We start from the raw sequence: 13,321 nt of genomic DNA, 5'->3' as shown, positions 1-13,321 counted from the left end.
GGCCTCACCCTCCAATGGCGGAGAGCACCCCCAGCAGAGGGAGCATCACGGAGAGCAGGACCAAGCCCACCGCCGCGCACAGGGCGATGACCAGGCCGTACTCGAACCGCCCCAGCAGGCGGCTCAGGCTCTCGTCGGCCTCCTTCTGGCAGCGGCGGGCGATCTCGGCCATGGTCTCCTCGGGCGTGCCGGTACGGAAGCCGGCGGAGAGAAGCCCGGCCTGGAGGCCGGTGAGCACCCCGGACTCCTCTACCGCCCGGGGGAAGGAGGTGCCCTCCTCGGCCCGGCGGCGGCAGTCGGCAAAGCGCCCGGCCAGGGGGGAATCGGAGAGGAGCTGCCCAGTGCGCTCCAGGGCCTCATCCATAGGCAGGCCGCTCTGAAGCATGAGGGCCATGGCGGAGGTGAAACGGCCCTTGGCGATGGCCTCGGCCACCTTGCCCCTGCCCAGCAGGCGGACGCCCCGCTCGCCCCGGAAGAAGAGGATCAGGGCGGCGGCGGCCAGGAGGAGCAGGATGGAGATGGCATAGGCGGCGTACTTCACCCCGGAGCCGGACCCCAGCAGCACGGCGGCGGTGGGAGAGAGGCCGGCTCCCATCTGGGCAAAAACCCGGGAGAAGACGGGGAGCACCCGGGACACCAGCACCAGGAAGACCAGGGCGATGAGGGCGGCCATGACGGCGGGATAGGTCACCGCCCGGCGGATGGCGTCCAGGGTGTCCGCCTCCCGGCGGTAGTAGTCGGACAGTGCGGCGAGGACCCGGTCCAGCCGGCCGGAGGCCTGGCCGATGGAGACCATGCGCAGCAGGTAGGGGGGGTAATCCCCCGCCGCCTCCATGGCGTCGGACAGGGGCTCCCCCATGCTCAGGGGCTCCCGGAGCTTCTCCAGGGCGGCCTTGAGCCGGGGCGGCTGGCTGTCCTCCAGGAGCAGTGCGGCGCACTCGCTCCAGGGCACACCGGCCTTGCCCAGCTGGGAGAGCTGCCAGCACAGGGCGGAGAGCTCGTCGGCAGTGAGGGTCTTGTCGGTGGTTCCGTTCATGGCGTTCCCCTCTTTCACATTGGTGGGAAAATAGCGTCGGGCGGCCCGGACGGGGCCGCCCGAGATCGGTGGCGATGCGGGAAGGTGCACGGCGCCTTCAGGCGGCCGTCAGTAGGCGTACTTCTGGGTGTAGTTGGTGGAGTCGGTGACGTACTGCATGATGGACTGGCTGCGGTTGCCGGTAGAAGTGAAGGTGGGGTCCATCAGGGTCCAGTTCTGGCCGTCAAAGTAGATGGCCTTGTCGATCCAGCCCACACCATCTACATACACATTAATCCAGGCGTGATAGGTCTCACCGGCGTAGCCCACCACCAGCTTGCAGGGGATGTTCTGGCTGCGGAGCATGGCGGTCATCACCGCGGCATAGTCGAAGCAGATGCCCTTCTTGGCGGCCAGGACCGTGTCTACCACCGGCAGATAGCCGGACTGGACGGTGGCGGCCTTGTCATAGTCGTAGGTGAAGTTGTCCACCACCCAGTCGAAGACGGCGGTCACTTTGGACAGGTCGTCGGTCTTGTTGGTGCACAGCTGTGTGCCCACGGCCACGGTCTGGGAGTCCATGGTGTAGTTCACGTACTGATTGGGGTAGAGGAAGGGCAGGAAGTCGTTGCGCAGGGTCATGGTCACCGAGGTGGAGAAGGCTTGGGCGTACTTGGTGCCCGAGGTGTTCTCAAAGACCTTCACAGTGTAGGTGCCGTCACCCTCGGTGAGGGGGAAGGTCTCCACATTCCCGGCGTTGTTGAGGTCATAGGTATAGGTGACTCCGCCGCTCTTGGTGATCTGCACCTTGATGCGGACGTTCTTGCCGCCGGTGTACTTCACCATGAGGCAGCCCTCAGAGAGGTTGGAGGCGTCCACGCTGGCCTTCTCATTGGAGTAGACGGTGACGCCGGTCTTGGGTGCCGCCTTCTGGGGCAGGGTGGCGGATTTTTCCGCCTTGGCGTCCTGCCCGGCGGCGCCCACCACCAGGGCGGCGGCGCCCAGCAGCACCAGGGCCAGCGCCAGGGCGCCCACCCGCTTCAGGATATTTCGTTTCATGCTCATGTAGTCTCGCCCTCCTCAGATGCGTTGGCGATAAAGTCAAAGTCCTCGGTGTAGTCAAAAATCTGGTCCAGCACCCCACGGCAGATAATCCGGTGGTCGGAGATGCCGATGGGCTCACAGGAGGTGATGGTGATGCAGGAGTAGCCCGTGGTGGCGATGGGGCTCCAGTCGTCGGGCTCCACCACCCAGGTGCTGTCATAGATGTAGCGGTAGACGTGCTCGCTGTCGTAGAGATAGAGGTAGTCGCCCTCCCCCACCTGATCGATGTAATAGAAGGGGGCATAGGGGGTGATGTTGCCGTTCTTGTCGATGCCGTTGCGGTGTCCGGCCATGGACACGTTGCGGTTGCCCTCACCGGGCAGCTGGGCGTACTCATAGAGGCCTACGCCCCGGTTGAGGGTGGCCTCGTCGGTGCCGTCGTGGACGGCACGGGTGATGCCGATGCAGGGGATGTAGAGGGTCAGGCTGTCCTCCACATAGTTTTTGCGCTCCTCGGTGATGGGCCAGGCTCCCACGGGCAGGCCGTCCACCAGGTCGGGGTCCCCCGTCTCGGTGGGCTCCGGCGTGGGCGTGGGGCTGGGGGTAACCACCGGCGTGGGCGTGGGGGTGGGCTCCGGTTCCCCGCCGTTAAAGGACCAGAGGGCCACGGCCAGACAGACCACGGCCACCACCGCCAGGACCGCGATGAGTACGCTTCTCGTTTTTTTGTTCATAGGCTCAGTTTAACTCCAGTTCCCGCACCCGGACCGTGAGCTTCAAAAAGCTCCTCCGGTGCTGCTGATAGAAGGCCCGGACCACCCGGTCCATGACCATGTTGCTGTCTTCATAGTTGGCGGCGGGGAGCATGATGACATACTGGGCGCCGCTGAATTTGGACACCACATCCCCCCGGCGCAGGTTGTTCACCAGCACATCCAGGAGCTGATCCATGGTGTTGGAGAGCACCTTTAGCTGGGGCATGCCTCCGTCAGGCAGGGAGACGGTGATGAGGCACAGGTGGACGCAGGTGCCGCTGCGGATGGCCCGGCGGACCTCCAGCCGGTAGGCCTCCTTGAAGAAGCCATACTCGCACACGAAGGCTCCCGGCCGGGCGGCTGCCTCCCGCAGGTCGTTCATGATGACCCCCAGGTCGGTCTCCAGGGTCTTCTCGGTGGCCATGATCTCCTTGTAGAGGGACCGCAGCTCCTCAGAGGGGCGCACCCCCAGGTTGCGGTAGAGGAGGTCGGTGGCCTTCTCGTAGTGCTCCAGAGCGGCGGCATCCTTGCCCTGGCGCAGAAGGGCGCGGACGATGAGGGTGTGCAGCCCCTCGTCCAGGTTGTCCAGGTCGCTGGCCCGGGCGCAGACCTCATGCATCTCCTCGTAGAGCGCGGCCTCATCCAGCAGGACGGCAAAGTCCTTCACGGCCGCGATATAGGCCGTATGGTACCGGACGGCCATGGGCACCAGCCACATCTGGTGGCTGAGCTTGGGCAGCAGATCCCCCTTGTAGAGCTCTACCGCCTCCCGGTAAGAGGTCATGCGCTCCTCCGCCGTCCGCTGGGTGTCACCGCCCAGGCGGCACAGCTCCTCAAAGCGGTCGATGTCCAGGGTACATCCCACCGCCGGGTTCCATATGTAGGCTCCGCGCTGGGACAGGATGGGCTGGATCTCCTGCCCAAACAGCGGCTCCAGCATGGCACGGATGCGGTAGAGCAGCGTTTTGAGCGCGTTGACCGGGTTGGAGCTGTGGTCATCCGGCCAGAAGAGCTCGATGAACTCCGACTGGGGCACTGCGCGCTCCCGGTGCAGCGTCAGATAGGCCAGCACGCTCCAAAGCTTCAAAGAGCGATTGATATCGTCCGTCAGAGAGGCCCCGTCCACTTCCAGGGCAAAGCCGCCCAGCAGGGATACTGAGACGGTCTTCACGATCTCTGGCGTTGCAGACTGTTTCAAGGCCCACACCACCTAACATTTCCATACTTGATCTTCTGCGCGGCGTCCGCGCATACGTATTCAGCATTTATTATAATCCAGACTGTGGAAAATTGCAAAAAGAATTTGGTGGTTTTTCTCGCCAAATGTCCCCTCCCTTGCGTTTCCAAAAAAGGTGATGTAAAATGGAACATCATGTCCAATGGGACGCCGCATGGGCGTCTGAAGGGAGACCGTCATGGAAACCAACTATTCGATCAGCCGTCCCGAACTGCTCACCGTCACCCAGGGCAGCCGATCCTGGCAGGGGGCCGACCAGCTCTGGTACTCCGACGAGTGGCAGAAGAAGGCCGGCTGCGGCCCCACCACCGCCAGCGTGATGACCAGCTATCTGGCCCAGACCCGGAAGGACTGCGCCCCCCTGTATCCCTCTGGGAGCTGGGCGCAGAAGGACGTCCTGGCGCTCATGGAGGAGATGTGGAAGTTTGTCACCCCCGGCAAGCACGGGGTCAACACCACCCATCTCTTCACCAAGGGGCTTGGTGCGTTTGCCGCCTCCAAAGGGGTCACGCTGCCCCTGCGGGAGCTGGACATCCCCCGGCTGCGGCTGGCCCGGCCCACCGTGGACCAGTGCACCGCCTTCCTCCGTTCCGCTCTGGGCGCCGACCAGCCGGTGGCCTGGCTCAACCTCCACAGCGGCGAGGTGGAGGGCCTGGATGACTGGCACTGGGTGACCATCATCGCCCTAGAGGAGCGCCGGGACGGTACCGAGCTGTGCACCCTTCTTGACAGCGGCAAGGAGTACGCCGTGGACTTCCGGCTGTGGTTCCAGACCACCAAGCTGGGTGGCGGCCTGGTGGCGCCGGGGGTAGGCGTATGAGGGCCTTCCTGGCAGACCACTGGGCGGTGGTTGCCCTGTGGCTGTGCTTCACCAGCGCCATCGACTTTGCCCTCATGGGTGTGGACAAGTGGAAGGCCCGGCGGGATGCTTGGCGCATCCCCGAGTCCACCCTGTGGCTCTTTGCCCTCCTGGGCGGCGCTCTGGGGGGCACCCTGGCCATGCAGGTCTTCCGCCACAAGACCCGCCACTGGTATTTCCGCTTTGGCTTCCCTCTGCTCACCGTCCTCCAAATCGCCCTCCTCCTCTGGCTGGCTCTGGGCTGAGCCAATCATCTGCCCCATCGGGGCATCAGAAAGGAAGCGCATTGACCATGTCCTCCTCCCACAGCGGGTTCCTAGAGCGGACCTTCCGCCTCCAGGAGCGGCACACCACCGTCCGCACTGAGGCGGCAGCCGGTGTCACCACCTTTATGACCATGGCCTACATCCTGGCGGTCAACCCCCTCATCCTCAGCGACGCCGGCATGGACCGGGGAGCCGTCTTTACCGCCACCTGCCTTGCCTCCATCGTGGCCACGGTGCTCATGGCCTTTTGTCCAACTACCCCTTCGTCCTCTCGGCGGTCATGGGCCTCAACGCCTACTTCGCCTATACCGTGGTGCTGAAGATGGGCTACTCCTGGCAGATGGCCCTGGCCGCCGTCTTTGTGGAGGGTATCATTTTCATTCTCCTCTCCCTCACTCCGGTGCGGGAAGCCGTTTTCAACGCCATTCCCATGAGCCTCAAGCACGCCGTGTCGGCGGGCATCGGCCTCTTCATCGCCTTCATCGGCCTCCAGAACTGCGGGCTGGTGGTGGACTCCTCCACCCTGGTGGCCATGTACAACTTCTCCGCCAACGCCGGAGAGTTCTCCACCGTGGGCATTACCGTGGCTCTGGCCATCGTGGGCATCCTCCTCACCGCTGTGCTCATGGTGCGGAAGGTGAAGGGCCACATCCTCTGGGGCATGCTGGCCACCTGGGCCCTGGGCATCCTCTGCCAGCTCGTGGGGCTCTACGACCCGTCGGTGAAGGGGAGCCTCATCCCCGACTTCTCCGGCGGCTTCGGCGTGCCCAGCCTGATGCCCACCCTGGGACAGATGGATTTCTCCCAGCTGCTCACCCCAGACTTCGCCCTAGTGGTCTTTGCCTTCCTCTTTGTGGACCTCTTTGACACTCTGGGCGGCATCATGGGCATGGCCGCCCAGTCCGACCTGCTGGACGAAAAGGGGAGACTGCCCCGGCTGAAGTGCGCCCTTCTCTCCGGCGCCGTGCTGGGCACCTCCACCGTCACCACCTTCGCCGAGAGTGCCGCCGGTATGGCCGAGGGCGGCCGCACCGGCCTCACCGGTCTCTTCTCCGCCGCCCTCTTCGGCCTGTCCCTCTTCCTCTCCCCCATCTTCCTGGCCATCCCCTCCTTCGCCACCGCCCCCGCTCTGGTGGTGGTGGGCTTCCTCATGATGGGCTCTATCCTGAAGGTGGACTTCTCCGACTACGCCCAGGCCATCCCCGCCTTCCTGTGTGTGACCGCCATGCCCTTCCTCTACTCCATCTCCCGAGGGCACCGCTCTGGGCGTCATCTCCTATGTGGTCATCCACCTGGCCGCCGGCGGCGAGAAGCGCCGTTCCCTCAATCCCGCCCTGTGTGTGCTGGCCGTGCTCTTTATCCTCAAATACTTTTTCTTCTGAAGAAATGCAAAAAGACCGGAGGTCCTTGAACAGATCCAGTAAAAACGGACAGTGACAAAAGCCCCCCTGATGTAGGAAAATAGACTACATCAGGGGGTTTTGTCATGAAGAAACGAAATTACACACACGTTCAAATGCTTTTACCAGAGATCAAGGCCATGTTGGCAGAGGGGAAAACACAGCGGGAAGTCGCAGAATACTATGGCTTCCGGAATAAGCAGGTGGTAAAAAGACTACTTGAGCGTGAGCGCCGTAAAGAACGAAAACTGGAAGCCGGAATCCGCCCACGACCGAAAGGACGGCCGAGAAAAGATGCTGCGCCAGGAGACGTTGTGGCAGAGCAGGCCTGTGAGATCCAACGGCTTCGCATGGAAAATAAACTACTGCGGGATTTTCTGCGCTTCACAGAAAGGAAGTGAGAGCAAAGGTAAAGTATCATATCATCTATCGTCACAGGACAGAGTATCCAGTGGCAGTCATGTGCAAATTCTTTGGAGTGTCCAGAAGCGGCTACTATGCTTTTGTCCATCGCCTAGGCAAGCCAGAAAAGGATGCGGCTCTTGCGGGGCTCATCGCACAGCAGCGGGAACGCAGCTTCCGCACCTACGGCTACCGGCGGATGTGGCTGTGGCTGAAAAGCCGGAATATCTTCTGCAATCCCAAAACTGTGCTGCGAATCATGAAGAAATATGATCTGCTCTCGGAGATCCGCCGCCGCAGGAAATGGCAGCAGATGGGGCGGCAGGCACACAAATACAGGAATCTGCTGAACAGGGAGTTCCATGCGGACAAACCTAACAGCAAATGGGTAACAGACATCTCCTACATCCACACCAGGCAGGGTGTGCTGTACCTTTCCATAATCCGGGACCTCTATGACAACAGCATCATCGCCTACAAGACTGGAACCCAGCAGACAGTGAATTTGGTTCTGGATACCGTTCATCTGGCAATGAAACAGGAGAAAAAGAGGGTCGCTGCGGAGTTGCAGCTCCACAGCGACCAAGGATTTCAGTACACCTCTGCAGCATACTTCAATCTGACTCAAGCATACGGAATCACACCATCCATGTCAAGGAAAGGAAACCCGTACGACAACGCCATGGCGGAAAATTTCTTCTCTATCCTCAAAACAGAATGTATTTACCGCCACAAACCGGCGACCTTTTCCGAAGCCAATGAGATGATTGACCGCTATATTTACTTCTATAACCATGAGCGCATCCAGTTAAAAACTGGAGAGGCGCCGCTGGCGCGACGCCTCTCCGCTTAAAACTTAATCTTTCCTACTAAGGGCTCTTTTTTGTACTGTCCGCACAATCTGGGGCAGTTCACCTTCAAACAGGACCTCCGGTCTTTTTTTACGGGTACGCGTCGCGGTAGACCTCCCCAGCCTCCAGGGTGATGTGCCGGGCGGCGAAGAGCTCCTCCACCGTAACAAAGAGATATCCCTGGGCGTGGAGCCGGTCCACAATGGCCAGGGCGGCCTCCACACTGGGGGAAAAAATGTCGTGGAGAAGGATGATGGAGCCATCCTTGGCGTTGGCCACCACGTGCTCGATCTCCCGGGCAGCGTTTTGGTCTCCCCAGTCCTCCGGGTCGATGGACCAGAGGATGATGGGACAGCCGGCATTTTTGCGGACGGCATCGTCCACCGCGCCGTAGGGCGGGCGGAGGAGAAAGCCGTCGTGGCCCAGGATGTCCATGAGCTTCTGCCGGGTGACGGCTACCTGGGCATCGAAGTCGGCCTTGGAGAGACCGGTGAGAGAGACATGGTCGTAGGTGTGAATCCCGATCTGGTGGCCCTCGGCGTCCATGCGCCGGATGAGGTCCTCGTTGTTCTCCAGCTGCTTGCCGATGAGGAAAAAGGTGGCCTTCACCCCCCGCTCTGCCAGACCGTCCAGCAGGGCGGTGGTGGTGGAGCGGCGGGGACCGTCGTCAAAGGTGAGGGCGATGAGCTTGGGGGTCTCCGCCGCCGTCCAGGCCGCCGCCGGCACCGACGCGGTCGCCATCCATGGGGCCGCCGCCCAGGCGATGAGCAGCAGCAGGACCAGGGCCGCCGCCGCGCGGTACTTCCTCCCTCTCGACAACATGACCGCCCCCCATCTGCTGTTCGTTCCCAAACAGTATGTCCGGCGGGCGGTCTTGTTTTTCTGGTAATTTTTTCGTATCAGTTCCGAGGGTCGGGGTCGGCCTCCACCGACAGGATATAGCGATAGATGGGCAGCAGCGTTTCCAGGTCCTCTCCCACCAGATCCACCAGGTCGTGGGAGTAGAGAACGGGCTGATGGCCCTTGTGATCCCGGCTCAGAGCAAAGCTGCGGGCGTTGTACCAGGGGTCCAGCAGGGCGCTCAGATGGCCCTTGGGCCGTTTGTAGTCCTCCGTCTCCAGGGTGAAGCGGTCCTGCTTCTTGATCTGCCGGACCAGCTTCTCAAAGGGGGCGGGGTCGTGGTCCAGCCGGTGGCGCAGCTTGGCCATGGTGACCGGCGGGGCCTGGTAGTAGCCCATGCCGTAGGACCAGCCCTCCGGCTCCAGCTCGAACCAGAGCACCGGCCGCCGGGCGAACTCCTCGTCGGTGGGCCGCTGGATGCTCCACCACAGGTGGTCCTTATAGGGGCCGCGGCCGTGGAGCCGCCGGGCATCCCGGTAGATGCGGCTCACCTTGCCGAAGAGACCCAGGTCGGGCGCGGCGGCGTTGAGCCGTTCCCACACCTCCCGGTTGAGTTCACGCATAGGCTGGTAGAAGTCCCGGAGATAGGTCTCCTTGTTGGCCTCGAACCAGCTTTTCTCGTTGTTGAACCGGATCCCCCACATAAAGTCAATGGTCCGGTCGGAAAATCCCTGAAACATGGTAAACTCCTCTCCCCTCCGCTCCCGGACACACCGCCGGTCCGGCGGCATAAGATGGGACGGAGGGATACTGCATGGATCAATGTGCGTTTTGTCTCCACCGGCCGGAGCCGCTGCTCTGCCGGTGGGAAGGGGACCTGCGGCTGGAGGCCGTGGATGGTCCCCGGCGTCTGTTGGGGGTATTTTCCCCCCAGGGGACCTCCCTGCTCCACTTTGTGGAGCTGGGGGGCGAGACCCGGACCTGGCCCGACGGGGAGGGTCTTGTCCGGGCGGTGACGGTGTATAACCACTCCTCCCTGCCCATGGACCGGGTGGAGGTGGCCCCCGACGGCACCATAGAGCCGGGAAGCCTGCGCATCGAGGGCCGTCCGGCGGAGGAGCCGGTGCTGCCCGGTCTGGACGCCGGCGGGCAGGCCCTGCTCACCTGGCGGGAACCGGCCGGCGCCACCGCTCAGGCCATCGGTCTGCGTTATCGTTACACCTTCGCCGGTGAAGTACGGGAGGGCGTCTGCACCCTTTGACCCGGGCTGCGGACAGACGGCGCGCCGCNGAGGGCCGTCCGGCGGAGGAGCCGGTGCTGCCCGGTCTGGACGCCGGCGGGCAGGCCCTGCTCACCTGGCGGGAACCGGCCGGCGCCACCGCTCAGGCCATCGGTCTGCGTTATCGTTACACCTTCGCCGGTGAAGTACGGGAGGGCGTCTGCACCCTTTGACCCGGGCTGCGGACAGACGGCGCGCCGCATCAGCGGCGCGCCGTCTTCGCTTTCTCCAAAGCCTATCCCCAGGAGAATTTTCCTTCGTTTCCTGCGGGGGAGTGCGAGGGGGCAGCCGCCCGCCTCGCATGGGATCGAATGCCCCGCACCCGCCCTTCCGGGGCGGTGCGGCGAGCAGAGCGAGGACTTTTCCGGTCGGATACCGGCCGGAAAAGTAACGGCATTTTTTGTGCGCCGCGTTCGCGGCACGCCGTTGTTTTCACAAAGCTCGTCCTATTCTTACAGATTCTCCGGCACCGGCGGCGGGTCCAGGAAGAGGAAGTTGGACATCTGCACATAGGGAATGACGAAGAGGTCGGGGACGCCGTAGAGGAGCATGGAGATGATATGCCAGGGCAGGAAGGAGAAATTGAGCTTGAAATACTCCAGGTGGCGTCCGGCCAGCAGGCCCAGCCCTTTGGAGAAGGCCTGGGGTACGGAGGTTGCCGGGTCCCGGGCCAGCACATAGCGGGCCGGGAGGAGGAGCACATAGAGGTAGTACCCCGCCAGCAGCCCCAGCAGGAGTGCGGGGCTGGACAACAGCAGTATGATCTTGCCGTTGGGGACGATGGTCCCGGCCACGACGCAGAACATACCGGGCAGGAGGCACAGCAGGGTGGCCAGCAGGCGCCACACGGTCAGGATGACCTGGACGGCCAGTGCCTTGGCGGTGAGGCGCAGGTCAACATACCAGCCGAAGAGGGCCCGGAAGGGCCGGACCCGGCCCTCCAGGAAGCCCCGGTAATGGCTGAGCACTCCGTAGCTCAGGGGGGCGGTGACCAGGAGCACGATGCCCTGGATGATCACCACGTCCACCACCTGACGCCAGGCCACCGGGAACACCAGCACCTGGCCCGCATCCTCATAGCGGATGGAAAAGACCAGTCCGCCCAGGTCTCCCAGTCTCTCCAGGCCCAGCAGGGCCAGCAGGTTGGTCATGGCGGTGGCATCGGCCTTCCAGATGCCGGTGGACATGGGGAACTGCCGCACATCCATGATGGTGTAGAAGAAGGTTCCTCCGCTCACCACGGAAAAAAGCTGCGCCAGCAGGGAGAGCAGGATGAGGAAAAAGGTACACACCAGGCAGGGCCGGATGAAGCGGAAGAAGGTACGCTTGGCCCGAAACTTCAGGGCTCTGCGCTGCTGGCTGGGATGTTCTGTCATGCCTGGGCCTCCTCTGTGTTCTGGGGCGCTGTGGTCAGGGGGATGCCGATATCGGGAGTGGTCTCACTGGCGGCCGGAGTCTCCGACGGTGCGGCGCTGGGCGCCGGGGTCTCCGAAGGCGCGGCGCTTGGGGTGGCCGACGGCTGGGGCTCCGCCGGCAGCACCGGTGTGGCACTGGGAGCGGCGGTGGCGGGTGTCGTCTCCGCCGGGGTTGTGGTGGTGGGAGAGGGCGACGGCGTGGTGATGATGGCGCCGTCGGCCTCGGTGAGGCCGTACTGGGCGGCATCATAGGGGCTCACCAGGATGATCTGGTTGCGCATCTTGTAGGTGCTCTTGCTCTCCAGGGTGGAGCTCACCAGGTTGCCGTTGCCGTCATAGACATTGCGGTAGGCCTCCACCACCCGGCCCCGATAGGGGGTCTGCTCGGTCTTGGTGGTACCGGCGGGCAGGGAGGGGTCCACCTTGTACTCGGTGCTCCAGGCCGTGGAGGAGAGCTCCTTGTTGGTCATCTTTACGTACAGATCGTCGGTCTTGGTGCCGTAGATCTGGACGGTGAGGCGGCTGTTCTTGTACTCGGTGACGATCTTGATGGGGTAGTCGGTGTCATTTTCAAAGCGGAAGTCGGAGGCGCCGTACCACACGGTGGCGTCCATGCCGTCGGGGACATAGCCCACGGCGAACATGTGGTTGTGCCGCTCCACGATCTTCAGGTTGGAGTTGAGGGCGGCGTAGTAGATGGTGGATGAGGTCTGGCAGATACCGCCGCCCACCTCGTCGGTGGACTTGCCGCCCACATAGGAGGGAGCGGGGAGGTAGCCCTTGTCAGCGGTGCGGCTGCCGGTGGTGTTGTTGTAGGAGAAGACCTCGCCCGGCAGCAGGATGATGCCGTCGCACACCGAGGCGGAGAGCTTCACGTTGCTCTTTCGGTTGGAGGAGCCGGAGACGCTGGAACTGGCCTCGCCCAGCACGTCCCGGAAGAGGAGTTCCTTCAGGCTCTCGGTGGAGACGGTGGGCTCGGTGACGGTGAGGGCCACCGACACGTCGCTGCCCCAGTCGGCGTCCTTCAGAGCGGCCTGGGCGTCGGCGACCTGGAAGTCCAGGCCGGTGACGCTGGGCGTAATCTCAAAGGTCTCCTTGTCCAGGGCGGCATTCTGCACCTCGGCGTAGACCTGGTCGTGGACAGCCTCCACGTCCACGTCGGCGGGGTCGGTGGTGACGGTGGAGAGGACCAGAGGCTCCTGGCTCTCCCCGGCAAAGGCCTCCAGAATGTCGGCCTTGGTATTGCTCAGGTCAAAGGCACGGCCTGGGGTGCCCATGTGGAAGACCAGCTGATCTCCCTGGACCTCCCAGGTGGTCTCCTGGACACCGCCGCCCAGCTCGGACTCGATCTGGGTCAGCAGGGCGTCCACCTGGGACTCCCCCTCCTGGGTATAGCTGAGGGGGACCTCGATGTCATTGCCGCCCAGCAGCGACTGGATGAGCCGCCAGCCCCGGCTGAAGAAATTCCCCTGGCTCAGGCCGCAGGCGGCGTCGGTGACGGCGCTGGTATCCACGTCCAGCACGCTGCCGCTGACGGTATAGCTCTGGCTGGTGCCGTCCACCTGAAGGGTAATCTCCTTCCCGGTATAGCTCTGCTTGAGCTCCTCATCCAGGCGGCGCTCCACCTGGTCCCGGGTCAGTCCGCCCAGCTCCACGCCCCCGGCGGTGGTGCCGGGCAGGGTGGTGCCGCTGGCCCCTACCCAGGTGCACAGCCCCAGATAGCCGGCGACCAGCACCGCCACCAATATCCCGGCGGCGAGGAGTCCCCGCCGGCCCTTCTTGGCTTCGCCGTCAGGCTTTGCCAGCCGCTTACCGGACTTTTTCTCTTCCATAAACGGATGCCTCCAATTACACGCTTCCCGGTCCATACCCGTTGGAGGACCGGCCGGTCGTTGAATGCTGTTTACAAGAAACCATGATACATTATATGTTCCATAGGGGAAAAAAGCAATTACAGA

At 63.2% G+C, this 13,321-nt stretch carries 13 protein-coding genes and 1 pseudogene; 6 read left to right on the top strand and 8 right to left on the bottom strand.

The window, feature by feature from the left end; translation table 11 throughout:
* Nucleotides 1-4: 4 nt before the first annotated feature.
* The 4 genes from E0E29_RS03025 to E0E29_RS03005 all read right to left on the bottom strand — a co-directional run bounded on the left by E0E29_RS03025 (nt 5) and on the right by E0E29_RS03005 (nt 4,012).
* On the bottom strand, nt 5-1,036 hold the full coding sequence (locus E0E29_RS03025; protein ID WP_130848579.1) for a type II secretion system F family protein: 1,032 nt from the start codon (nt 1,034-1,036) through the stop codon (nt 5-7).
* 108 nt (nt 1,037-1,144) lie between these two features.
* Entirely contained in the window at nt 1,145-2,080 is a 936-nt protein-coding gene (locus E0E29_RS03020; protein ID WP_341273094.1) for a transglutaminase-like domain-containing protein, read from the bottom strand.
* Nucleotides 2,077-2,793 carry a class E sortase gene (locus tag E0E29_RS03015; protein WP_165449771.1) on the bottom strand — a complete coding sequence of 239 codons (717 nt, stop codon included), beginning with the start codon at nt 2,791-2,793 and terminating at the stop codon, nt 2,077-2,079. Before E0E29_RS03015 ends, E0E29_RS03020 begins: the two co-directional genes overlap by 4 nt.
* Before the next feature lie 4 nt (nt 2,794-2,797).
* Nucleotides 2,798-4,012: an AfsR/SARP family transcriptional regulator gene (locus E0E29_RS03005; RefSeq protein WP_165449770.1), complete on the bottom strand. Its 1,215-nt coding sequence runs from the start codon at nt 4,010-4,012 to the stop codon at nt 2,798-2,800.
* A 217-nt stretch (nt 4,013-4,229) separates the two neighbouring features.
* Here E0E29_RS03005 and E0E29_RS03000 point away from each other — a divergent pair, with 217 nt between their 5' ends.
* From E0E29_RS03000 to E0E29_RS02980, 5 genes and pseudogenes are all read left to right on the top strand, one after another.
* Nucleotides 4,230-4,871 carry a hypothetical protein gene (locus tag E0E29_RS03000; RefSeq protein ID WP_130848575.1) on the top strand — a complete coding sequence of 214 codons (642 nt, stop codon included), beginning with the start codon at nt 4,230-4,232 and terminating at the stop codon, nt 4,869-4,871.
* A complete protein-coding gene (locus E0E29_RS02995) occupies nt 4,868-5,155 on the top strand; it encodes a DUF1294 domain-containing protein (protein WP_130848574.1) in 288 nt (95 codons plus the stop codon). The genes E0E29_RS03000 and E0E29_RS02995 overlap by 4 nt, the downstream gene beginning before the upstream one ends.
* Before the next feature lie 47 nt (nt 5,156-5,202).
* Nucleotides 5,203-6,558: pseudogene (locus E0E29_RS02990) on the top strand (NCS2 family permease).
* Between the two features lie 104 nt (nt 6,559-6,662).
* A complete protein-coding gene (locus E0E29_RS02985) occupies nt 6,663-6,977 on the top strand; it encodes an imidazolonepropionase (protein ID WP_130848458.1) in 315 nt (104 codons plus the stop codon).
* On the top strand, nt 6,974-7,831 hold the full coding sequence (locus E0E29_RS02980) for an IS3 family transposase (protein WP_130848459.1): 858 nt from the start codon (nt 6,974-6,976) through the stop codon (nt 7,829-7,831). The genes E0E29_RS02985 and E0E29_RS02980 overlap by 4 nt, the downstream gene beginning before the upstream one ends.
* A gap of 88 nt (nt 7,832-7,919) precedes the next feature.
* Here the strand turns inward: E0E29_RS02980 and E0E29_RS02975 are convergent, their stop codons facing one another.
* Both E0E29_RS02975 and E0E29_RS02970 read right to left on the bottom strand, forming a co-directional pair.
* Nucleotides 7,920-8,651 (bottom strand): polysaccharide deacetylase family protein, encoded by a 732-nt coding sequence (locus tag E0E29_RS02975; RefSeq protein WP_130848573.1) that lies wholly within the window; start codon nt 8,649-8,651, stop codon nt 7,920-7,922.
* Nucleotides 8,652-8,728: 77 nt separating this feature from the next.
* The gene (locus E0E29_RS02970; RefSeq protein ID WP_130848572.1) at nt 8,729-9,409 is read right to left on the bottom strand and encodes a DUF2461 domain-containing protein; all 681 of its coding nucleotides are present in this window, start codon (nt 9,407-9,409) and stop codon (nt 8,729-8,731) included.
* Nucleotides 9,410-9,483: 74 nt separating this feature from the next.
* On the opposite strand from E0E29_RS02970, the gene E0E29_RS02965 reads away from it, so the two are divergent.
* Entirely contained in the window at nt 9,484-9,930 is a 447-nt protein-coding gene (locus tag E0E29_RS02965; protein WP_130848571.1) for a hypothetical protein, read from the top strand.
* A gap of 470 nt (nt 9,931-10,400) precedes the next feature.
* Here the strand turns inward: E0E29_RS02965 and E0E29_RS02955 are convergent, their stop codons facing one another.
* Together E0E29_RS02955 and E0E29_RS02950 are read right to left on the bottom strand one after the other, a co-directional pair.
* Complete coding sequence (locus E0E29_RS02955; protein ID WP_130848569.1) at nt 10,401-11,324, bottom strand: DUF975 family protein; 924 nt, start codon at nt 11,322-11,324, stop codon at nt 10,401-10,403.
* Entirely contained in the window at nt 11,321-13,195 is a 1,875-nt protein-coding gene (locus E0E29_RS02950; protein ID WP_130848568.1) for a VanW family protein, read from the bottom strand. Before E0E29_RS02950 ends, E0E29_RS02955 begins: the two co-directional genes overlap by 4 nt.
* Nucleotides 13,196-13,321: the final 126 nt, after the last annotated feature.

Origin of the sequence: Intestinimonas timonensis (assembly GCF_900626145.1) — a bacterium.
GTDB lineage: Bacteria > Bacillota > Clostridia > Oscillospirales > Oscillospiraceae > Intestinimonas > Intestinimonas aquisgranensis.
The sequence above is the reverse complement of the archived record's forward strand: the minus strand, read 5'-3'. Positions and strand labels throughout refer to the sequence as shown.